The sequence below is a fragment of the Microbacterium sp. NPDC008134 genome (assembly GCF_042957055.1).
GTDB lineage: Bacteria > Actinomycetota > Actinomycetes > Actinomycetales > Microbacteriaceae > Microbacterium.
Genome location: NZ_JBIBHO010000004.1, coordinates 69,951 through 89,082, shown reverse-complemented (window position 1 = coordinate 89,082; position 19,132 = coordinate 69,951). Strand labels below are relative to the sequence as shown.

The 19,132-nt window shown below is 70.6% G+C and carries 23 protein-coding genes; 18 read left to right on the top strand and 5 right to left on the bottom strand.

What is annotated here, in order from left to right; all coding sequences use genetic code 11:
- Positions 1 to 12: 12 nt before the first annotated feature.
- The 3 genes from ACFY9N_RS15895 to ACFY9N_RS15885 all read left to right on the top strand — a co-directional run bounded on the left by ACFY9N_RS15895 (position 13) and on the right by ACFY9N_RS15885 (position 2,523).
- Positions 13 to 1,335 (top strand): MATE family efflux transporter, encoded by a 1,323-nt coding sequence (locus ACFY9N_RS15895; protein ID WP_391479813.1) that lies wholly within the window; start codon positions 13 to 15, stop codon positions 1,333 to 1,335.
- A gap of 117 nt (positions 1,336 to 1,452) precedes the next feature.
- The gene (locus tag ACFY9N_RS15890) at positions 1,453 to 1,644 is read left to right on the top strand and encodes a hypothetical protein (RefSeq protein ID WP_391479812.1); all 192 of its coding nucleotides are present in this window, start codon (positions 1,453 to 1,455) and stop codon (positions 1,642 to 1,644) included.
- A 6-nt stretch (positions 1,645 to 1,650) separates the two neighbouring features.
- Complete coding sequence (locus tag ACFY9N_RS15885; RefSeq protein WP_391479810.1) at positions 1,651 to 2,523, top strand: hypothetical protein; 873 nt, start codon at positions 1,651 to 1,653, stop codon at positions 2,521 to 2,523.
- On the opposite strand, the gene ACFY9N_RS15880 is transcribed toward ACFY9N_RS15885, so the two are convergent.
- On the bottom strand, positions 2,524 to 3,153 hold the full coding sequence (locus ACFY9N_RS15880) for a TrmH family RNA methyltransferase (RefSeq protein WP_391479808.1): 630 nt from the start codon (positions 3,151 to 3,153) through the stop codon (positions 2,524 to 2,526).
- Between the two features lie 42 nt (positions 3,154 to 3,195).
- Here ACFY9N_RS15880 and ACFY9N_RS15875 point away from each other — a divergent pair, with 42 nt between their 5' ends.
- The 6 genes from ACFY9N_RS15875 to ACFY9N_RS15850 are packed head-to-tail and all read left to right on the top strand — an operon-like array spanning position 3,196 to position 7,103.
- Positions 3,196 to 4,494 carry an Nramp family divalent metal transporter gene (locus ACFY9N_RS15875; protein ID WP_391479806.1) on the top strand — a complete coding sequence of 433 codons (1,299 nt, stop codon included), beginning with the start codon at positions 3,196 to 3,198 and terminating at the stop codon, positions 4,492 to 4,494.
- 36 nt (positions 4,495 to 4,530) lie between these two features.
- Positions 4,531 to 4,830 carry a hypothetical protein gene (locus ACFY9N_RS15870; protein WP_391479805.1) on the top strand — a complete coding sequence of 100 codons (300 nt, stop codon included), beginning with the start codon at positions 4,531 to 4,533 and terminating at the stop codon, positions 4,828 to 4,830.
- Positions 4,831 to 4,874: 44 nt separating this feature from the next.
- Positions 4,875 to 5,507: a metal-dependent transcriptional regulator gene (locus ACFY9N_RS15865; RefSeq protein ID WP_391479804.1), complete on the top strand. Its 633-nt coding sequence runs from the start codon at positions 4,875 to 4,877 to the stop codon at positions 5,505 to 5,507.
- A 54-nt stretch (positions 5,508 to 5,561) separates the two neighbouring features.
- A complete protein-coding gene (locus ACFY9N_RS15860; protein WP_391479803.1) occupies positions 5,562 to 6,374 on the top strand; it encodes an HAD-IIA family hydrolase in 813 nt (270 codons plus the stop codon).
- A gap of 1 nt (position 6,375) precedes the next feature.
- Positions 6,376 to 6,942, top strand: a complete 567-nt coding sequence (locus tag ACFY9N_RS15855) for a YdeI family protein (protein WP_391479802.1) — start codon at positions 6,376 to 6,378, stop codon at positions 6,940 to 6,942.
- Complete coding sequence (locus tag ACFY9N_RS15850; protein WP_391479801.1) at positions 6,939 to 7,103, top strand: hypothetical protein; 165 nt, start codon at positions 6,939 to 6,941, stop codon at positions 7,101 to 7,103. Before ACFY9N_RS15855 ends, ACFY9N_RS15850 begins: the two co-directional genes overlap by 4 nt.
- Before the next feature lie 18 nt (positions 7,104 to 7,121).
- Here the strand turns inward: ACFY9N_RS15850 and ACFY9N_RS15845 are convergent, their stop codons facing one another.
- Positions 7,122 to 8,282, bottom strand: coding sequence for an anhydro-N-acetylmuramic acid kinase (locus ACFY9N_RS15845; RefSeq protein WP_391479800.1), 1,161 nt, complete (start codon positions 8,280 to 8,282; stop codon positions 7,122 to 7,124).
- A 221-nt stretch (positions 8,283 to 8,503) separates the two neighbouring features.
- Between ACFY9N_RS15845 and ACFY9N_RS15840 the strand changes: the two genes are divergently transcribed.
- Positions 8,504 to 8,782 (top strand): hypothetical protein, encoded by a 279-nt coding sequence (locus ACFY9N_RS15840; RefSeq protein WP_391479798.1) that lies wholly within the window; start codon positions 8,504 to 8,506, stop codon positions 8,780 to 8,782.
- A 12-nt stretch (positions 8,783 to 8,794) separates the two neighbouring features.
- On the opposite strand, the gene ACFY9N_RS15835 is transcribed toward ACFY9N_RS15840, so the two are convergent.
- Both ACFY9N_RS15835 and pyrE read right to left on the bottom strand, forming a co-directional pair.
- Entirely contained in the window at positions 8,795 to 9,697 is a 903-nt protein-coding gene (locus ACFY9N_RS15835) for an ROK family protein (RefSeq protein ID WP_391479797.1), read from the bottom strand.
- On the bottom strand, positions 9,694 to 10,254 hold the full coding sequence (gene pyrE / locus ACFY9N_RS15830) for an orotate phosphoribosyltransferase (RefSeq protein WP_391479795.1): 561 nt from the start codon (positions 10,252 to 10,254) through the stop codon (positions 9,694 to 9,696). The genes ACFY9N_RS15835 and pyrE overlap by 4 nt, the downstream gene beginning before the upstream one ends.
- Positions 10,255 to 10,368: 114 nt before the next feature.
- Between pyrE and ACFY9N_RS15825 the strand changes: the two genes are divergently transcribed.
- A complete protein-coding gene (locus ACFY9N_RS15825) occupies positions 10,369 to 11,214 on the top strand; it encodes an exodeoxyribonuclease III (RefSeq protein ID WP_391479794.1) in 846 nt (281 codons plus the stop codon).
- A 10-nt stretch (positions 11,215 to 11,224) separates the two neighbouring features.
- The gene (locus ACFY9N_RS15820; RefSeq protein ID WP_391479792.1) at positions 11,225 to 12,040 is read left to right on the top strand and encodes an HAD family hydrolase; all 816 of its coding nucleotides are present in this window, start codon (positions 11,225 to 11,227) and stop codon (positions 12,038 to 12,040) included.
- Here the strand turns inward: ACFY9N_RS15820 and ACFY9N_RS15815 are convergent.
- A complete protein-coding gene (locus ACFY9N_RS15815; RefSeq protein ID WP_391479790.1) occupies positions 12,037 to 12,663 on the bottom strand; it encodes a dihydrofolate reductase family protein in 627 nt (208 codons plus the stop codon). The two genes, ACFY9N_RS15820 and ACFY9N_RS15815, sit on opposite strands and share 4 nt — an antisense overlap.
- 271 nt (positions 12,664 to 12,934) lie before the next feature.
- On the opposite strand from ACFY9N_RS15815, the gene ACFY9N_RS15810 reads away from it, so the two are divergent.
- The 6 genes from ACFY9N_RS15810 (at position 12,935) to ACFY9N_RS15785 (ending at position 19,047) form a co-directional block, all read left to right on the top strand.
- The gene (locus tag ACFY9N_RS15810) at positions 12,935 to 14,200 is read left to right on the top strand and encodes a sensor histidine kinase (RefSeq protein ID WP_391479789.1); all 1,266 of its coding nucleotides are present in this window, start codon (positions 12,935 to 12,937) and stop codon (positions 14,198 to 14,200) included.
- Complete coding sequence (locus ACFY9N_RS15805) at positions 14,197 to 14,895, top strand: response regulator (RefSeq protein ID WP_391479788.1); 699 nt, start codon at positions 14,197 to 14,199, stop codon at positions 14,893 to 14,895. Before ACFY9N_RS15810 ends, ACFY9N_RS15805 begins: the two co-directional genes overlap by 4 nt.
- 57 nt (positions 14,896 to 14,952) lie before the next feature.
- Positions 14,953 to 16,164: a benzoate/H(+) symporter BenE family transporter gene (locus ACFY9N_RS15800; RefSeq protein ID WP_391479785.1), complete on the top strand. Its 1,212-nt coding sequence runs from the start codon at positions 14,953 to 14,955 to the stop codon at positions 16,162 to 16,164.
- A gap of 78 nt (positions 16,165 to 16,242) precedes the next feature.
- Positions 16,243 to 17,139: an ABC transporter ATP-binding protein gene (locus ACFY9N_RS15795; protein WP_391479784.1), complete on the top strand. Its 897-nt coding sequence runs from the start codon at positions 16,243 to 16,245 to the stop codon at positions 17,137 to 17,139.
- Positions 17,136 to 18,245 (top strand): ABC transporter permease, encoded by a 1,110-nt coding sequence (locus tag ACFY9N_RS15790; RefSeq protein WP_391479783.1) that lies wholly within the window; start codon positions 17,136 to 17,138, stop codon positions 18,243 to 18,245. Before ACFY9N_RS15795 ends, ACFY9N_RS15790 begins: the two co-directional genes overlap by 4 nt.
- 214 nt (positions 18,246 to 18,459) lie before the next feature.
- Complete coding sequence (locus ACFY9N_RS15785) at positions 18,460 to 19,047, top strand: nitroreductase family protein (RefSeq protein WP_391479782.1); 588 nt, start codon at positions 18,460 to 18,462, stop codon at positions 19,045 to 19,047.
- The last annotated feature ends 85 nt before the right edge of the window (positions 19,048 to 19,132 follow it).

Here is a 19,132-nt window from a genome sequence, read left to right as displayed (position 1 = left end):
TAGGCTCGGAGGATGACCGCGCGCCGCTCCCTCAACCGAGAGATCCTGCGCCTCGCCGTCCCCGCCCTCGGCGCGCTGATCGCCGAACCGGCGTTCCTCATCGTCGACGCCGCACTCATCGGCCACCTCGGCACGACGCCGCTCGCCGGCCTCGGCATCGCCGGAGCCGTGCTGCAGACCATCGTGGGCCTGATGGTGTTCCTCGCCTACTCCACGACGCCCGCCGTCGCGCGACGCTTCGGTGCGGGGCAGCCGGGCGAGGCCGTGAGCGTCGGTATCAACGGCATGTGGCTCGCGCTCGGGCTCGGGTCGGTGCTCGCGGTGGTGGGCGCTGTCTCCTCCCCCTGGCTCGTCTCCCTGTTCGGTGCGAGCGAGGCCGTCTCTGCGCAGGCCAACGACTACCTCGTGATCTCGATGTGGGGCCTGCCCGCCATGCTCATCGTGTTCGCCGCCACGGGCCTGCTGCGCGGCATGCAGAACACGATGACCCCGCTCTGGATCGCGGGACTCGGCTTCGGCGCGAACGCGCTGCTCAACGTGCTCTTCATCTACGGGCTCGGGTGGGGCATCGCCGGCTCCGCGGCGGGCACGGTCACGGCGCAGTGGGGCATGGTCGGTGCGTACGTGCTGGTGGTGCGCCGACTCGCCGCGAAGCACGACGCCTCGCTCCGCGCGCAGCGCACCGGACTCGCGAGCACCGCGAGATCGGGCGGATGGCTGTTCCTGCGTACCGTGAGCCTGCGCGTCGCGCTGCTCGCGACCGTGGCCGTCGCGACCGCCGTCGGCACCGACGAACTGGCCGGGTGGCAGATCGTCTTCACGATCTTCTCGGCGGCTGCGTTCGCGCTCGACGCGCTCGCGATCGCCGCGCAGGCGCTGATCGGCAAGGAGCTCGGCGCCGGAGACGAACGCCAGGTGCAGCGCGTGCTCGGGCGCACGGTCGCCTGGGGCGTGTGGTTCGGCGTCATCGTGGGCGGGGTGATCGCCGCTCTTTCCGGCGTGCTGGGGATCGTCTTCACGGGGGATGCCGAGATCGCCGCCCTCGTGCAGCCCGCGCTCCTCGTGCTCGCCGTCGCGCAGCCGGTGGCGGGTGTCGTGTTCGTGCTCGACGGGGTACTGATGGGCGCGAACGACGCACGGTACCTCGCGATCGCGGGCGGCCTCACCCTCGTGCCGTTCCTCCCGACGCTCTGGCTCATCTCGGCGCTCGGAGTCGACGATACCGCGGGGCTCATCTGGCTCGCCGTGGCGTTCTTCGGCGTCTACCTGCTCGCGAGGCTCGCGACCCTCGGCTGGCGCGTGCGCTCGGGTCGATGGATGACAGCCGGCGTCTAGTCCTGCACAACTGCGCCCTTCGACGCGTTCTCCACACATCTTGTCTCCGGCGAAACTTCACCCTGACCCGGCCTGGAAGTCTGAAGGCTCGCGATCGACAATGGAGGAATGCTGGGCATGGACGAACCGCAGGTATGGGTACTGATCGGTGTCTTCGCCGCGGCGATGTTCGGCATGATCACGATCGTCTCGACGCTCTTCATCCACGTGATGAAGACCGAGATCCGGAGCGTCCACAGCCGAATCGACGCCCTCGACCGCGACGTCAGCGCACTGTATCGACACGTCCTCGGAATCGATCGCGACTGACGCCGGATGACGACGCACGACTGGCCCGGCGACTCCCTCACCGTGACGCGGTGGGCGCGGGCGTCGTTGCGCCCCGACCCGTCCGAGTTCGAGATCCGCGGCATCGATGACGTGCGCATCTCGGCGACGGTCGACGGCGACGACCTCGATCAGCTCGTCGTCGACGCGAGCGGCGTCGCTCTCGACCTCGGCGCGCCCCGACACGACCGCACGCCGACGGCATCCCTCCCGCCCGTCACACCCGAGATCGTCGAGCGTCGACGCGGTGCAGCACGCACGGTGCGGATGCTCGCGCGCCCCGTCGAGATCGAGGGCATTCCCCTCGCCATCGACGCGCAGATCGACGACGCACCGATCGAATGGCAGGTCTACGCCTCCCCCGTCGCCGAGGGGCGCCCCGAGAGCCGCTACGGCCTCACCCTCGCCGAGGGCGGCGCGGGAATGCGCGGGTCGTTCCTCGCCTCGATGCGCACCTCCGACCTGACGCCGCTCCTCACCGCCCTCCTTCGTCCGGCATTCCAGGCGTCCGGCGCGCGCCCCCGCCGACTCACGGTCACCGCCGCGCAGGACGGAGCCGACGGCATCCGCGTCGACGGAGCCGCCGAGGTGCGCTGGCGCCTCCTCTCGGCATCCGCCCGCGGCAGTGCGCGCATCGGCATCGATCCCGATGGAGTGCTCACGGTGCGCGACCTGCGCGTCGGCAGCCGCAACCCGTTCATCGCCCTCGCTCTGCGCGCCGCGCGCAAGACGATCCGCGCCGAGATCGGGCGACGCCACGACCTGAACGCGAGCCTCGCGGTGGGCGGGGTGACCGTGCGCCTGCACGACGTGCGCGTGACGGTCGCGGACGAGATCCGGATCAGCGCCCGGATCGGGTGATCAGTCCGCGTACCGCCGGCACCACTCGTACATGATCACGGCGGCTGCGGCACTGGCGTTGATCGAACGCGTCGAGCCGTACTGGGTGATCTCGATGTGGGCGGATGCCGCGGCGAGCGCCTCCGCCGACAGCCCCGGCCCCTCCTGACCGAACAGCAGCACGCACCGTTCGGGCAGCTCGGCCTTGTCGACCGGCACCGACCCCTCGACATTGTCGACGGCGACGATCGGCATCCCCTCCGCCGCGGCCCACGCCGCGAAGGTTTCGATGTCTTCGTGGTGCACGACGTGCTGGTAGCGGTCGGTGACCATGGCGCCGCGCTTGTTCCAGCGGCGCCGTCCGATGATGTGCACGGTGTCGGCGAGGAACGCGTTGGCGCTGCGCACGATCGACCCGATGTTCATGTCGTGCTGCCAGTTCTCGATGGCGACATGGAACGGATGCCGGTGCGTGTCGAGGTCGGCGACGATCGCCTCCATCCGCCAGTAGCGGTATCGATCGATCACGTTGCGGGTGTCGCCGTGCTCGAGGAGTTCGGGGTCGTACTCCGCGCCCGGGGGCCACTCCGATGCCTCTCCGGGCCAGGGCCCGACGCCGTGGGTGGTGCGCTCCGGCGTCTGCTCTTCCATCCCGCCAGGCTATCCGCCTCGCCACGGGAGTAGAGTTTCGGCGTGCCGAAAAATATATCGGTGATCGACGCCCCGACCACCCGCACCACGCCTCCGCGCAGCCTGTGGTTGCTCGGGCCTGCGCTCGTCGCGGGTGTCGCCTATCTCGACCCCGGCAACGTCGCGAGCAACATGACCGCGGGCGCCCAGTACGGATATCTGCTCGTCTGGGTCGTGATCGCGGGCAACGTGATGGCCTGGCTGATCCAATACCTGTCGGCCAAGCTCGGCGTCGTGACGGGACAGAGCCTGCCCGAGGTCCTCGGCTCCCGCCTGCGCAACCGCTGGGCCCGACGCTCGTACTGGCTGCAGGCCGAGCTCGTGGCGATGGCGACCGACCTCGCCGAGATCATCGGCGGCGCGGTGGCCCTGAACCTCCTCTTCAACGTGCCTCTTCTGCTCGGCGGCTTCATCACGGGTGCGGTCTCGATGATCCTGCTCACGGTGCAGAACCGTCGCGGCGCGCGCCCCTTCGAGTTCGTCATCATCGCGCTCATGGCGATCATCACGATCGGCTTCGTCGCCGGCGTCTTCGTCGCGCCGCCGGACCCGGCGGGCGTCATCGGCGGCCTGGTTCCGCGCTTCGAGGGAACCGGATCGGTGCTGCTCGCGGCGTCCATCCTGGGGGCGACGATCATGCCGCACGCCATCTACGCGCATTCCGCGCTCACCCGCGACCGGTTCGGTGCCAACCCGCACCAGACGCCCGCGGATGCCACGACCGAGGCCGCGCGCACCGAGACGTCGCGCATCCGTCGCCTGCTCACCGCCACCCGCTGGGACGTCACGATCGCGATGATCATCGCGGGCTCGGTGAACCTCGGCATCCTGTTGCTCGCGGCGGCGAACCTCGCGGGCGTCGAGGGCACCGACTCTCTCGAGGGCGCGCACGCCGCCCTCACGGCAGGACTCGGCCCGGTCGTCGCCACGTTCTTCGCCGTCGGCCTCCTCGCCTCGGGTCTCGCCTCGACCTCCGTCGGCGCCTACGCCGGAGCGGAGATCATGCACGGCCTGCTGCACGTGCGCATCCCGCTGCTCGCCCGCCGACTGGTCACCCTCATCCCCGCCCTCGTGATCCTCGGTCTGAACGTCGATCCGACGCTTGCTCTGGTGCTCAGCCAGGTGGTGCTGTCGTTCGGCATCCCGTTCGCGCTCATCCCGTTGGTGGCGCTCACGGCGCAGAAGCGCACGCTCGGTGCGTGGGCGAATCGCGGCTTCACCACCGCCGCCGGGATCGTCGCCTCGGCGCTGCTGATCGCGTTGAACGCCGCCCTGCTCTGGCTGGTGCTCACGGGGGCCTGAACGGCGCGCGTCCGGGGCGCGGATAGGCTCGATGTCATGTCCGCCGACACCGCCCGCCGCAACGTCCGTCTCCTCAGCTGGATCGGACTCGCGTGCGGTCTGCTCGGCGGCGTGCTGGTCGCCTTCCCGACCGTCATCGGCCCGGCCAGCCCCTGGACGCAGCTCGCGCTCGGCGTCGCGACGCTGGTGCTGACGTTCCGCGCCCGCAAGATCGGCATCGCCGAGGTGCCCGATTACGACGGGCGCCTCTCGCTGGCCGGGGCGATCCTGGGCTTCCTCGTGATCTTCTTCGCCGGCCAGGCGGCGTTCGGCATCCTGGTCGCCGTCGCGAACTGACGCCCGGGCCGGGGCGCGGGGACGCGCTCGCCTACACTGGTGCGGTGGCATCCCCGGCAGCAGACGACTACCTGAAGACGGTGTACGCGCACACCGAGTGGCAGGACGCACCGATCACACCGTCGGTGCTCGCCGGCAAGCTCGGCATCGCTCCCTCGTCGGTCACGGAGATGGTGAAGAAGCTCGCCGCGGCCGGCCTCGTGTCGCACGTTCCCTACGGCGCGGTGCGCCTGACGGATGCCGGAACCCGCCGCGCCCTCGCGATGGTGCGCCGCCATCGGCTGATCGAGACGTGGCTCGTGCAGGAGTTCGGCTACGGCTGGCACGAGGTGCACGACGAGGCCGAGGTGCTGGAGCACACGATCAGCGACCGCCTTCTCGAGGGCATCGACGCCCGCCTCGGTCGCCCGCGTTTCGACCCCCACGGCGATGCGATCCCGGATGCCGAGGGCAACGTCGAGCGGGTGCCGTTCGTGCTGCTGGCGGATGCTCCGACCGGCCACACCGGCACGGTGCTGCGCGTCGACGACCGCGACCCGGAGCTGCTGCGCGCCCTCGAATCCCTCGGCCTCGACGTCGCGTCGACGGTGCGGGTGACGGCATCCGGTGTCGAGATCGACGGTGTCGCGGCGGAGTTGCCCGACGGCGCGGCCGAGGTGGTCTGGCTCGGGGCCTGAGCGTCGGCGCAACACGCTCAGGCGCGGGAAACCCGCTGGCTCTAGGCTGAGCACATGGGACAACACCGCGACGACATCGAATGCTGGCTGACCGACATGGACGGCGTTCTCGTGCACGAGAACACGGCTATCCCCGGCGCGTCCGAGTTGCTCGCCGGGTGGGAGCAGAACGAGATCCCCTATCTCGTGCTCACCAACAACTCGATCTTCACCGCACGTGACCTCTCGGCTCGTCTCCGCGCGAGCGGACTGATCGTGCCCGAGGAACGCATCTGGACCTCGGCGCTCGCGACGGCCGACTTCCTCGCGCAGCAGCTTCCCGGTGGTTCGGCGTTCGTGATCGGCGAAGCCGGCATCCTCACCGCCCTGCACGAAGCCGGGTTCATCATGACCGAGACGAACCCCGACTTCGTCGTCGTCGGCGAGACGCGCAATTACTCGTTCGAGGCGATCACCAAGGCCATCCGCCACATCATCAACGGCTCGCGCTTCATCGTCACCAACCCCGACGCGACCGGCCCCAGCGCCGACGGCGTGCTGCCGGCGACGGGCGCCATCGCGGCGCTCATCACGAAGGCGACCGGCAAGGAGCCCTACGTGGTCGGCAAGCCGAACCCGATGATGTTCCGCTCGGCGCTCAACAAGATCGGCGCGCACTCGAAGAAAACCGGCATGATCGGCGACCGCATGGACACCGACATCGTCGCCGGCATCGAGGCGGGCCTGCACACGGTGCTCGTGCTCACCGGCATCAGCGATCAGGCCGAGATCGAGAAGTACCCGTTCCGCCCCGACGAGATCGTCGACTCGGTCGCCGACCTGCTTCCCACGGTCACCGAGTCGATCCCGACGCTCGACGAGGACTGACATGGGCGTTCTCGACGACGGCGAGCGCCTCACAGCGGCGGATGCTGCGGCCTGGCGTTCCTGGCTCGACGAGAACCACGAACGAACCGCCGGCGTCTGGCTGCTGAGCGTGCGCGGCGGCGCGGGCGGCGGACTCGTCTATGAGGACGCCGTGCGCCACGCCCTCTGCTTCGGTTGGATCGACGGTCCCGTGCGCACCTTCGACGGGGTGAACGCGCAGTGGTTCTCGCCCCGCCGGCCCGGCAGCGGCTGGGCAGCGACGAACAAGGCCCGGATCGCGGAGCTCGAAGCGGCGGGGCTACTCGCACCCGCCGGCATCCGCGTGCTCGACGCCGCCAAGGCGAACGGCTCATGGACCGTGCTCGACGGACCCGAAGCCGGGATCGAGCCGCCCGAGCTGGCCGCGGCGCTCGATGCGGTGCCTGCCGCGCGCGCGAACTGGGACGCGTTCCCGAAGTCGGTGAAGAAGTTCGGGCTCACGCACATCGCGATGGCCAAGCGCGCCGAGACGCGCGATGCGCGCATCGCCAAGATCGTGGCGGATGCCGCGGAGGGGAAGCGACCGTGAACCAGAGCGACATGCTCTTCCTGGTGCTGATCGTGATCGGGCTCAGCTCGCTCACCCTGGTCATCGTGCAGTTCGTGCGGTCGCGGCGACGCGGGGGCGACTCCGACGACCGTGGCGGCAACTGGTGGGAAGGCCCCTGGGACGAAGACCAGCGGCGCTAGCCGGCCGACCGCCCGATCTCAGCCGGCGGTCGCCAGCGTCAGGCTCGTCACCGCGGCGACGGGCTCCGGCATCCGGAGCGGTCCTTCGCCCGGCGTGATCGTACCGAGGATGCGTGGCGCACGAGCGCCCGTGCCACCCGGCACGATCGCGGCGACACCGTGCATCGTGCACCAGCCGATCAGCGCGAAGAGGATCGCCTCCTTGCTGTCGACCGACGCCCCCAGTTCATCGGCGAGCACCACGTCGACTTCGGGCAGGGCGGAGCGCAGGCCGTCGAGGATCACCGGGTTGTGGCATCCTCCGCCCGACACGGCGAGGAAGCGGATGCCGGCGGCCACGACGTCCTGCGCGACCGTGCGGACGGTGAGTTCGGTGAGGGTGCGCACCAGATCGGCGTCGGAGATGTCGCGATCCGCGACGTGCGCGCGCACGTAGTCGAGGTGGAAGTGCTCCTTGCCGGTGCTCTTGGGCGCGGTGAGCGCGTAGTAGGGATCGGCGAGGAGGTCGGCGAGCAGCGCCTCGTCCGTCGCGCCGGCTCGGGCGATCGCGGCATCCTCGTCGTAGCCCTTGTCGTTGAGCGCGCGGTCGACCACGACGGCGTCGACGAGCGCGTTGGCGGGACCGATGTCGTAGGCCGAGACGCGGCCGTCGGCGACGACCGTCATGTTCGCGATGCCGCCGAGGTTGAGGGCGGCGGCCACGTCGCCCCGACCACGCAGCAGCAGTTCGTCGAGGAAGGAGACGAGCGGGGCGCCATGCCCGCCGGCGGTGATGTCACGGATGCGCACGTCGGAGACGACCGGCGCACCCACGGCCTCGGCGATCCATGCGGGCTGTCCGATCTGCAGGGTGCCGCGGGCATGATCGTCTTCGACCCAGTGGTAGACGGTCTGGCCGTGGGTGCAGACGGCATCCACTCCCCCGACGGATGCCGCGGCGGCCGAAGCGACCTCGGCGAAGGCCTGGCCGATGAGGGTGTCGAGCTCGCACACCTCGGCGAGCGTCGTCTGCGCGGGCGGCAGCGCGGCGACGAGGCGGGCGCGCAGTTCGGGCGCGTACGGCACGCTGTCCTCGTGGAGCACCATGCCGCGCAGGGCGCCGTCGCTCTCGGCGAAGTCGACCACCACCACGTCGATCCCGTCGTGCGAGGTGCCCGAGAGCAGTCCGAGTACGCGCATGCGTGCCCCTTTCGTCGTCCTGTCTCGAGGGTACGCGGTATTTGTTAGGAGCGTGAACGGATGCCGTCCGCGCTCTCTCCCACTCCTCCTGCACAGCCCCGCTGAAAGAGAAGTTTCCCCCAGTTCAGCTTCATGGCACGGGGCGCGTCGCGACACGCCTCGCACGACACGTATCGTCGGTGGCGAAACCCGAGATCAGGTCGCACAATAGGAGCGTGTTCGTGTCCGCAGAGACTTTCGCGATCGTGCTCAGTGCAATCGGGGTCGTGCTGACCCTCGGCACCACCATGCTCGCGGGCTTCGCCTGGTGCGTGCGACGCATTGATGCGGTCGACACGACGCTCACCGCTCGCATCGACGCCGTAGACATGAAGCTCACCACCCGCATCGACAAGCTCACCACTCGCATCGACGCCGTCGCGGATGACGTCACCGAACTCAAGATCGCGGTCGCCCGCTTCGAGGGCCCCGCTCGACACCTCTACGTCCCCGGTCGCTGACCGGACGGCGAGTTACCGCAGCACGAGCGCCGCGGCACCGATCAGCGGGCCCTCGTCGCCCAGCCCCGAGCGCACGACGCGGGCGCGACGGGAGTACTCGTGCACGGCGCTCGCGGTGAGCGCCTCCTGCACCAGCGCGATGTAGTCGTCGGAGACCCGCGAGAAGCCTCCGCCGATTGCGACCATGTCGAGGTCGACGAGGGTGGCGGCATCCGCCAGGGCTTCGCCGACGGCCTTTGCCGACCGCTCGATCGCGGCGCGGGCGATGGTGTCGCCGGCCGTCGAGTCGCGCGCGAGGTCTTCACCCGTCGCCCCGACCCATCCCTGCTGCTGCGCCCAGGTGACGCTGGCGGGCCCCGAAGCGATCTCCTCGAGCGTCAGCCCGCCCTCACGGCGGATCTGCCCGAGGTGCCCGGCATTGCCGGAGGCGCCCGGGATGTACGCGCCGTTCACGACGAAGCCTCCGCCGACGCCGGTCGAGACGACGATCGACAGCGACGCGCGAGCATCCTGCGTCGCCCCGCGCCACGCCTCGGCGAGCGCGAGCGCCCCGCCGTCGTGACCGAGCACGGTCGGCACGTCGCGGCCGAGCACGGCGGATGCTTCGCGCCGCACCGCTGCGGCGAGTCCGTAGCCGCGCGCCGAGGGCATGTTCACCGGCACGATCGTGCCGCTCGGGCGATCGACGGGCCCGGCGCTTCCCGCACCGGCGCCGACGAGCTCGGCATCCGCGGGAAGGGCGGCCAGGGCGTGCTTCACGATCGCGGCCACCGCGGCGTCGAAGGATGCCGGCGTCGCCTCGCGCCCGGTCGCCTGTCGGCTGCGGGAGCCGTCGACGAGCGTGCCGTCCTCCGAGACGAGGGCGGCCTCCATCTTCGTGCCGCCGACGTCGACGGCGAGGGCGTAGCGGGTCACTGGGGGTCGAGCCCGAGGTCGTCGAGGTCGAACGCCGCGCGCCACTCGAGGCCCTCGGCTTCGATCGCGGCCTGGGCGCCGGTCTTGCGGTCGACGATCACGGCGACGGCGACGGCCTCCGCACCCTCCTTGCGCAGCGCCTCGACCGCCTTGAGCGCCGACTGGCCGGTGGTCGAGGTGTCTTCGAGCACGACGACGCGCTTGCCCGCGACATCCGCCCCTTCGATCTGACGACCGCGACCATGGTCCTTCGGCTCCTTGCGCACGACGAACGCGTCGAGCGGATGCTCGGTCGCGACGGAAGCGTGCAGCACCGAGTTCGCGATCGGATCGGCACCGAGCGTGAGCCCGCCGACGGCGACGACGTCGAGGTCGGAGATCAGGTCGAGCATGATGCGACCGATGGCGGGCGCGGCGCGATGATCGAGCGTGAGCTTGCGCATGTCGACGTAGTACGTCGCCTTCTTGCCACTGGAGAGAGTGAAGTCGCCGTGGAACACCGCCTCGTCCTGGATGAGGGCGAGGAGGTTCTGGCGGTCTGCGTCGAGTGCGGTCACGGCATCCAGTGTAGGAGAGACGCGCTATGACTGCGCTGTCAGATGTCGTGATGGCGTCATCTGCGTGTCGCACCCCGCACCAAGCGTGTCGGAGGCCGCAACTAGGCTGGATGCATGCGCTTGGCCACCTGGAACGTCAACTCCATCCGTACCCGTGTCGCCCGCACCGTCGAGTTCGCCGTTCGCGAAGACATCGACGTGCTCGCGATGCAGGAGATCAAGTGCAAACCCGAGCAGTTCCCCTACGGGCCGTTCGAAGAGGCGGGGTACCAGGTCGAGGTGCACGGCCTCAATCAGTGGAACGGCGTCGCGATCGCCAGCCGCCTGCCGATGAGCGATGTGCGTACCGGCTTCGACGGCATGCCCGGCTTCGCGAAGGGGCACGAGGGCCCGGATGCTCCGCTCGAGGCGCGCGCGCTCGGCGTGATGGTCGACGGCGTGCGGGTGTGGAGCCTGTACGTGCCCAACGGCCGTTCGCTCGACGACCCGCACTACGCCTACAAGCTGCACTGGCTCGAGGCGCTCAAGAACTCGACCGCGGCCGAGCTCGCGGCGAACCCCGCTCTGCCGCTCGCGCTCGTCGGCGACTTCAACATCATCCCGTTCGACACCGACAACGGCGACCCCGACATCGTCGAGGGCGTCTCCACGCACGTCTCCCCCGCCGAGCGCGCCGCATTCTTCGCGATGGCGGATGCCGGGCTCACCGACGTCGTGCGCCCGCTCCTCCCCGAGGGCTACACCTACTGGGACTACCAGCGCCTCAAGTTCCCCCGCAACGAGGGCATCCGCATCGACTTCATCCTCGGGTCGCGCACGCTCGCCGACGCGGTCACCGGCGCCTCGATCCACCGCGACGAGCGCAAGGGCGAGCAGCCCAGCGACCACGTGCCGGTCGTCGCCGACATCGACCTCGGGGGCGCGGACGACGATGACGACCTGCCGATGATCTTCTCGTGACGCGTCGGCCATGACCCTCCGGCTGATCGCCACCGATCTCGACGGCACCCTGCTCGACTCGACCTCGTCGGTCACACCCCGCACACGGGCGGCGCTCGATGCGGCGCGGGCCCGCGGCATCCACGTCGTTCCCGTCACGGCCCGGCAGCCGATCGGCCTGCGCGCGATCGCCGGCGACGCCGACTTCCGCGACTGGGCACTCTGCAGCAACGGCGCCTACGCCACGCACCTCACCGACGGACGGATGCTGTTCGCCGAAGAACTGCCGGCCGAAACCATCCGCACGCTGGCCGAGGCGCTGCGCGCGAGCGTGCCCGGCCTGCTGTTCGCGAGCGTGCGCGAGGGCGGCGAGACCTTCGTCGCCCAGGAGGGGTACGCGGCGATCGCCGACCTCTCCGACCACAAGCGCGACCCGAAGACGATGGGCGGCGTGCCGCTCGATCAGGTGCTCGACGCCCCGAGCCTCAAGTTCGTGATCCGGCATCCCGAGCTCGCGCCGTCCGCCCTGTTCGATGCACTGACCTCGCTGGGACTCACCGGCTTCGAGGCGACCCTGTCGGGTGCGCCGTTCGTCGAGGTGATGGCCGAGGGCGTCACGAAGGCCACCGGCCTTGCCCGCCTCTGCGCCCACCTCGGCATCGACCGCACCGATGTGATGGCGTTCGGCGATGCCCTCAACGATGTCGAGATGCTGCGCTGGGCCGGCCGCGGGGTCGCGATGGCCGACGCGGATGCCGTCGTACAGGATGCCGCCGACGAGATCGCGGAGTCGAACGATGATGACGGGGTCGCGCGGGTGATCGAGCGGATCCTGGCTGACCGCTAGAAGGTCGACACCGCCGGGATGCGGTCGGTGCGGCGGTAGCGGAGCAGCGTGACGCCCGCCTCGTCGGTGACCGCCGGTTCGATCAGCTCGAGCACCGCGGGGAGCGCGCCGTCGTCGAACACCTTCTTGCCGGCGCCGAGCAGGATCGGGTAGACCCACAGGTTCAGTTCGTCGAAGAATCCCTCGGCGAGCAGCGAGTGCACGAGGTCGACGCTGCCGATCACGTGCACCTCACGGTGGGCGGACCGCATCCCGGCGATCTCTGCGGCGAGGTCGGTGCCGACCCGCACGCTTCCCGCCCAGTCGAGCGGATAGTGCGCGTCGCGGGTCGCGACGTACTTCGACACGTCGTTGAACAGCCGTCCGATCGCCCCCACGTCGCCGTCGGTGTGATGCGGCCAGTACGAGGCAAAGATGTCGTACGTGCGGCGTCCGAGCAGCAACGCGTCGAGCTCGCGCATCCCGCGCTCGATCTGCGGGCCCACGCCGTCGCTCGGATGCCCCGCCTGCCACCCGCTGAAGCGGAACCCGCCCGAGGTGTCTTCGTCGGTGCCACCCGGCCCCTGCGCGACGCCGTCGAGCGTCACGAACAGGTCGATCAGGATGCGGCCTTGAGCGGTCATGCGCGGACTCCTTCGTCGATGCATCGGATGCTGACGGCGATGCGTCTCCCGGCGCGATCTTCCGCTTGGCCGATACTCGTCCGCCGAGGAACCGGTGTCAACGGGGTGCTGGAACCGGCGAGTTTCTCGGCTCGGGTGCTTCGACAGGCTCAGGGCCCCGCCCCGAGGCACTGGGTCCCTGAGCCTGTCGAAGGGCCCCGCCCCGCAAGCAGCCCCCGCATCCACCGCACGGGGGATGCCGCCGCCCCACCCCGCGCCCTACGGTGGAGGGATGCCCGCCGAGTTCCAGCGCACGCCGACCGCGCGCGACCACCGCAGCGATCTGCTGCTCGCCGCCGTGCTGTTCGTCGGCGCGATCCTCAGCGCCGTGCTGTCGTCGATCTCGCAGATCTACGGCGACGAGCAGGCCGAACTCTGGACCGCCCTCGTCTACGCCGTCATCGTCACCGCCCCGCTGGCATTCCGGCGGCGCTACCCGGCGGTCGTCGCGCTCGTCGTCTCCGCCGCGTACTTCGCGGCCGTCACGATCCGGATCCCCGAGGTCTACGTCGGCAACATCGCGATGTTCATCGCCATCTACACCGCCGGCGCGTGGATGAACAACCGTCGCGCCGCGCTCATCGTGCGCGCCGGCATCATCGTCGGCATGCTGTCGTGGCTGCTGATCACGATGTACCGTGACGCGATCGGCCAGGCCGACGAGGCCGAGGTCGTCGCGGGCGCGATGTCGCCGTACGTCGCGTTCATGATGATCCAGATCCTGATCAACCTCCTCTACTTCGGCGGGGCGTACTACTTCGGCGAGCGCTCGTGGATCGCGGCATCCGAACGCGCGGTGCTCGAGGAGCGCACGGCCGAGCTCGAGCGCGAGCGCGAGGTCACCGCCGCGCAGGCGGTCGCCCTCGACCGCGTGCGGATCGCCCGCGAACTGCACGACGTGGTCGCGCACCACGTCTCGGTGATGGGGGTGCAGGCGGGGGCGGCCCGACTCGTGATCGATCAGGATGCCGGCAAGGCGAAGGACCTCCTCGCCGGTGTCGAGGGGTCGGCGCGCGATGCGATCGGCGAACTGCGTCAGTTGCTCGAGACGCTGCGCGCCCCGGGCGGGGAGACCACCGAGCAGGCATCGACGCTGGGGCTCGACGACATCCGCGAGCTGGTCGACGCGTCGACCGAAGCGGGGCTGCCCACCGACTACACGGTGATCGGGGAGCCGGTCGAGGTTCCCTCGGTCGTCGCCGTGAACCTCTACCGGATCACGCAGGAGTCGCTCACCAACGCACGTCGTCACGCCGGCCTCGGCGCGACCGCCGACGTGCGGGTGCGCTACGACGACACGAGCGTCGAGATCGAAATCGTCAACACCGGCCGCATGGTCGGCCAGCTGCGCCCGGGCCTCGGCCAGCTCGGCATGCGCGAGCGCGCCATCGCCTCGGGCGGCACGATCGAGGTCACCCCGCGCTCCCCCGGCGGACTCCGCGTGCGCGCGCGAGTTCCACTGTCCACCGCCCCGCGATCCGTGAGGACCCCCGAATGACCGTCGCCCCGATCCGTGTGCTCCTGGTCGACGACCACGCGATGCTGCGCGCAGGGTTCCGCACGATCCTCGGCACGCAGCCCGACATCGAGATCGTCGGAGAGGCCGCGACCGGCGCCGACGCGGTCGCACAGGCGTCGGCGCTGCGGCCCGACGTGATCACGATGGACGTGCAGATGCCCGACATGGACGGCATCGAGGCGACCCGGCGCATCGTCGCCGACGCCGACATCACCGCGGCCATCGCGATCGTCACGACCTTCGACCGCGACGACTACCTCTACCAGGCGTTGGATGCCGGAGCCAGCGGGTTCCTGCTCAAGAACGCCGGCCCCGAAGACCTCATCGCCGCCGTGCGCGCGCTGGCGGCGGGCGACGGGATGCTGGCGCCCGAAGTGACCCGCCGCGTGCTCGCCCGGTTCGCCGGGGCATCCGCCCCTCGCCCCGCAGCGCCGACCGTCACCGCGACCACACCCCCGCCGGAGACCGCGACCGTCCTCGCCGAGCCGTTCACCGAGCGCGAGTCCGAGGTGCTGACCCTCCTCGCCGACGCCCGCAGCAACGCCGAGATCGCGGCCGCGCTGTTCATCGGCGAGGCCACCGTGAAGACCCACGTCTCGCGCATCCTGCAGAAGCTCGGCGCCCGCGACCGCGTGCAGGCCGTGGTGCTCGCCCACCGCCTCGGCCTCGCCTGACCTCCCGGCGAGAACGGCACGCTCGCCCGCGCCCGCCGGGGCGATAGCCTCGGATCCATGTCCGCCGCCGCGCCCGCAGCATCCGCCGCGCCCTCCGCCCCGCTCTCGCGCCCGATCCTCGCGGGCATCGTCACGGCGCTCGTCGGCTTCACCAGCTCGTTCGCGGTCGTGCTCACCGGGCTCTCGGCGGTCGGGGCATCCGCCGCCCAGGCCGCCAGCGGCCTGCTCGCCGCGAGCCTCACGATGGGCCTCGCGTGCATCGTGCTCGCCTGGCGCTATCGGATGCCGATCACCGTCGCGTGGTCGACACCCGGTGCCGCGCTGCTCGCCGCGACCGGCACCACCGCGGGCGCGATCGAGGGCGGCTGGCCCGCCGCGGTCGGGGCATTCCTCGTCACGGCGGCGCTCATCCTGCTCACCGCCCTGTGGCCCGCGCTCGGCGGATTCATCGCCCGCATCCCCGCGTCGATCGCGCAGGCGATGCTCGCGGGCGTGCTGCTGCCGCTCTGCCTCGCGCCGATCACCGGCATCGTCGAGAACCCCTGGGGCGTGGTTCCGGTGGTGGTGACGTGGCTGATCGTCGCGCGCCTCGCCCCGCGCTGGGCGGTGCCGATCGCGTTCGTCTCCGCGGCGGTCGTCGTCGCGGTCGACCTCGTGCGCCAGGGCACGGCGATCGATCCGGCGATCCTGCTGCCCCGCGTCGAGCTCACCGCGCCCACCTTCACGGTCGGCGCGATCGTCGGCCTCGCTCTGCCCCTCTTCATCGTGACGATGGCGTCGCAGAACGTTCCCGGCGTCGCGATCATGCGCAGCTTCGGTTACGAGGTGCCGTGGCGTCCGGCGATGCTTGTCACCGGCCTCGGCACGGCGATCGGCGCTCCGGCCGGCGGGCACGCGATCAACCTCGCCGCGATCAGCGCCGCCCTCGCCGCCTCGCCCGACGCCGACCCCGACCCGAAGCGCCGCTGGGTCGCCGGTGTCTCGACCGGGGCGTCGTACCTCGTGCTCGGAGCCGCGTCCGCCGCGTTCGCCGCCCTCGTGCTCCTCGCCCCCGCCGCCGTCATCCCCGCCGTCGCCGGCCTCGCCCTGTTCGCCGCCTTCGGATCGGCCGTGCAGCAGGCGATCGACGACCCCGGCGAGCGCCTCCCCGCCGTCGTCTCCTTCCTGGTCGCGGCATCCGGCATCTCGGTGCTCGGCGTCAGCGCCGCCTTCTGGGCGCTCGTCGCCGGACTCGTCGTCCGCACCGTCCTGCGCAGCGCACGCCGGTAGGTCAGCCGCGCGGTGGACGGTCGACAATCCCCCGCAGGGGGGATGCCGCGGCATCCGCCCCGTCCCTAACGTGGAGGCATGACCTCAGGAAAGCTCGAACTCCACGGCATCACCAAGAGCTACGGCTCGCGGCGCGTGCTCGATGACGTCTCGTTCGACGTCGCCCCCGGCCGGCTCACCGGCTTCGTGGGCGGCAACGGTGCGGGCAAGACCACGACCATGCGCATCGTGCTCGGACTCCTCTCGTCGGACTCCGGCACCGTCACCCTCGACGGCACGCCGGTCACCGGCGACGACCGCCGCAACTTCGGCTACATGCCCGAGGAGCGCGGACTCTACCCCAAGATGAAGGTGCTCGAGCAGATCGTCTACCTCGCCCGTCTGCACGGGTTCGGCAAGGCGGATGCCTCCACCCGCGCCACCGCGATCCTCACCGATCTCGGTCTCGGCGAGCGTCTGAACGACACGATCGAGTCGCTGTCGCTCGGTAACCAGCAGCGCGCGCAGATCGCCGCCGCGCTCGTGCACGGGCCCAAGGTGCTCATCCTCGACGAACCGTTCTCGGGCCTCGACCCGCTCGCGGTCGACGTCGTCGCCTCGACACTGCAGGCGACCGCGACGCAGGGCGCCTCGATCCTCTTCTCCTCGCACCAGCTCGATGTCGTCGAGCGCCTGTGCGACGACCTCGTGATCCTCGCCGGGGGCACGATCCGTGCCGCCGGTTCGCGCGACGCACTGCGCGCCGAGCACGCCGGCAGCCGCTACGAGCTGGTGTCGGCGGGCGACGCCGGCTGGCTGCGCACCGAACCGGGCGTCACGGTCGTCGACTTCGAGGGCGGCTACGCCCTGTTCGACACCGACGACGCCGAGACCGCGCAGCGCGTCCTGCGCACCGCGGTCGCTCACGGCGACGTCGCGAGCTTCGCGCCCAAGCATCCGTCCCTCGCCCAGATCTTCAAGGAGGTCATCCAGTGACCACGTCGACCCCCGGGGGCGGCTCGCCCCTGCGCAGCTCCAGCGGTATCTGGCTCGTGGCCGAGCGCGAGATCGGTTCGAAGCTCCGCAGCAAGGCCTTCATCATCTCGACCGTCATCCTGATGGCGATCGCCCTCGCCGGCATCCTGATCGGAGGCTTCGCGAGCAAGAGCGGCGCCGACGACAAGACGCCGGTCGCCGTCACCGCCGAGACCTCGAGCGTCGTGTCGGCGCTGCCGGGCGTCGAGGTGACCGAGGTCGCCGACGACGCGGCCGCCGAGGCGCTCGTGCGCGACGAGAAGGTCGACGCGGCCGTCGTGTCGGGCACCGGACCGACCGGCGTCACGATCCTCGCGCTGAAGGATGCCCCCAGCTCGCTCGTCTCGGGACTCTCGCAGGCCCCTGAGGTGCAGATCCTCGAACCCGCGACCACGAATCCGCTGCTGCGCTACTTCATCGCGCTCGCATTCGGTCTGGTGTTCCTCATGGCGGCATCGACGTTCGGCGGCACGATCGCGCAGAGCGTCGTCGAAGAGAAGCAGACCCGCGTGGTCGAGTTGCTGCTGTCGGCGATGCCGGCCCGCACATTGCTCGCGGGCAAGGTGATCGGCAACACGATCCTCGCGATGGCGCAGATCCTTGTGCTGGCGGCGGTCGCGACGATCGGACTCATCGCCACGGGTCAGAACGACGTGCTCACGATGCTCGGCACCCCGATCATCTGGTTCGCGGTGTTCTTCCTGTTCGGGTTCGTGCTGCTGGCCTCGCTGTTCGCCGCGGCGGCCTCGATGGTCTCGCGGCAGGAGGACATCGGCGCCACCACGACGCCGATCACGATGCTGATCATGGCGCCGTACATCCTCGTCATCGTCTTCAACGACAACCCGCTGGTGCTGACGATCATGTCGTACGTGCCGTTCTCGGCCCCGGTCGGGATGCCGATGCGCCTGTTCGTCGGCGAGGCGCAGTGGTGGGAGCCGATCCTGTCGCTCGCGATCCTGCTCGCCAGCTGCGTCGCCGCGATCGCCATCGGCGCGAAGATCTACGAGAACTCGCTGCTGCGCATGGGCTCGCGGGTCAAGCTCACCGAGGCGCTGCGCGGCTGACGCGCCCGCCCCGCGCGCCGAGACCCATCACGGTCGTCGAGACCCCCGCCCCGCACGTCGGGGGTGGTGGGTCTCGGCGTTCCCGGTGGGCCTCGGCGAATCGTCATCCGGCGAAACCCGCACCTCCTCAGGAATATCCATGCGGGCACATGCGTTCAGACACGCGTACGCGGACGACGGAGTCCGATCGGCACCCCGTCTGAAAGGCACCACCGTGAGCATTCCCACCCTCGTCCGCACCGCCCCCACCGAGCACCCGGTGCTCGACGTTCTCGCCGAGCGCTGGAGCCCCCGCGCCTTCGACGCCGAGAACGCGATCGACGAGGCCAAGCTCGCCGCCTCCCTCGAGGCCGCCCGCTGGACGCCCTCCGCCAACAACTCGCAGCCGTGGCGCTTCATCGTGGCCCGCCGGGGGACCGCCCTGCACGCGCAGATCGTAGACTCGCTCGTCGGCTTCAACCAGGCGTGGGCCGTGAACGCCGCCGCCCTCGTCGTCGCCGTCGCCGAGACCGCCACCGAAGACGGCACGCCGATCACCCACGCCCTCTACGACCTCGGCCAGGCCGTCGCGCACTTCTCGGTGCAGGCGCACCACGAGGGCCTGCTCGTGCACCAGATGAGCGGTTTCGACCCCGAGGCCGTGCGCGAGTTCGCCGACCTCGAGCCCCGTTTCTCGGCCGTCACGGTCTTCGCCGTCGGCGAGTTCGGTGATGTCGCCGCGCTCCCCGAGGTGCTGCAGCAGCGCGAGACCGCGCCGCGCGTGCGCCGCCCGATCGCCGAGACGGTCATCCTCAGCGCCTGACCTCGTTTCGACGCCGAAAAGGGCCCGGTCCGCAGCTTGCGGACCGGGCCCTTTCATGTGGGGGCGTCTCGGGGTGGGCCCTTCG

Coding starts and splice junctions, on each gene's coding strand:
- ACFY9N_RS15895 (WP_391479813.1), top strand. CDS start 13: ATGACCGCGCGCCGCTCCCTCAACCGAGAGATCCTGCGCCTCGCCGTC.
- ACFY9N_RS15890 (WP_391479812.1), top strand. CDS start 1,453: ATGGACGAACCGCAGGTATGGGTACTGATCGGTGTCTTCGCCGCGGCG.
- ACFY9N_RS15885 (WP_391479810.1), top strand. CDS start 1,651: ATGACGACGCACGACTGGCCCGGCGACTCCCTCACCGTGACGCGGTGG.
- ACFY9N_RS15880 (WP_391479808.1), bottom strand. CDS start 3,153: ATGGAAGAGCAGACGCCGGAGCGCACCACCCACGGCGTCGGGCCCTGG.
- ACFY9N_RS15870 (WP_391479805.1), top strand. CDS start 4,531: ATGTCCGCCGACACCGCCCGCCGCAACGTCCGTCTCCTCAGCTGGATC.
- ACFY9N_RS15860 (WP_391479803.1), top strand. CDS start 5,562: ATGGGACAACACCGCGACGACATCGAATGCTGGCTGACCGACATGGAC.
- ACFY9N_RS15855 (WP_391479802.1), top strand. CDS start 6,376: ATGGGCGTTCTCGACGACGGCGAGCGCCTCACAGCGGCGGATGCTGCG.
- ACFY9N_RS15845 (WP_391479800.1), bottom strand. CDS start 8,282: ATGCGCGTACTCGGACTGCTCTCGGGCACCTCGCACGACGGGATCGAC.
- ACFY9N_RS15825 (WP_391479794.1), top strand. CDS start 10,369: ATGCGCTTGGCCACCTGGAACGTCAACTCCATCCGTACCCGTGTCGCC.
- ACFY9N_RS15820 (WP_391479792.1), top strand. CDS start 11,225: ATGACCCTCCGGCTGATCGCCACCGATCTCGACGGCACCCTGCTCGAC.
- ACFY9N_RS15815 (WP_391479790.1), bottom strand. CDS start 12,663: ATGACCGCTCAAGGCCGCATCCTGATCGACCTGTTCGTGACGCTCGAC.
- ACFY9N_RS15810 (WP_391479789.1), top strand. CDS start 12,935: ATGCCCGCCGAGTTCCAGCGCACGCCGACCGCGCGCGACCACCGCAGC.
- ACFY9N_RS15805 (WP_391479788.1), top strand. CDS start 14,197: ATGACCGTCGCCCCGATCCGTGTGCTCCTGGTCGACGACCACGCGATG.
- ACFY9N_RS15800 (WP_391479785.1), top strand. CDS start 14,953: ATGTCCGCCGCCGCGCCCGCAGCATCCGCCGCGCCCTCCGCCCCGCTC.
- ACFY9N_RS15795 (WP_391479784.1), top strand. CDS start 16,243: ATGACCTCAGGAAAGCTCGAACTCCACGGCATCACCAAGAGCTACGGC.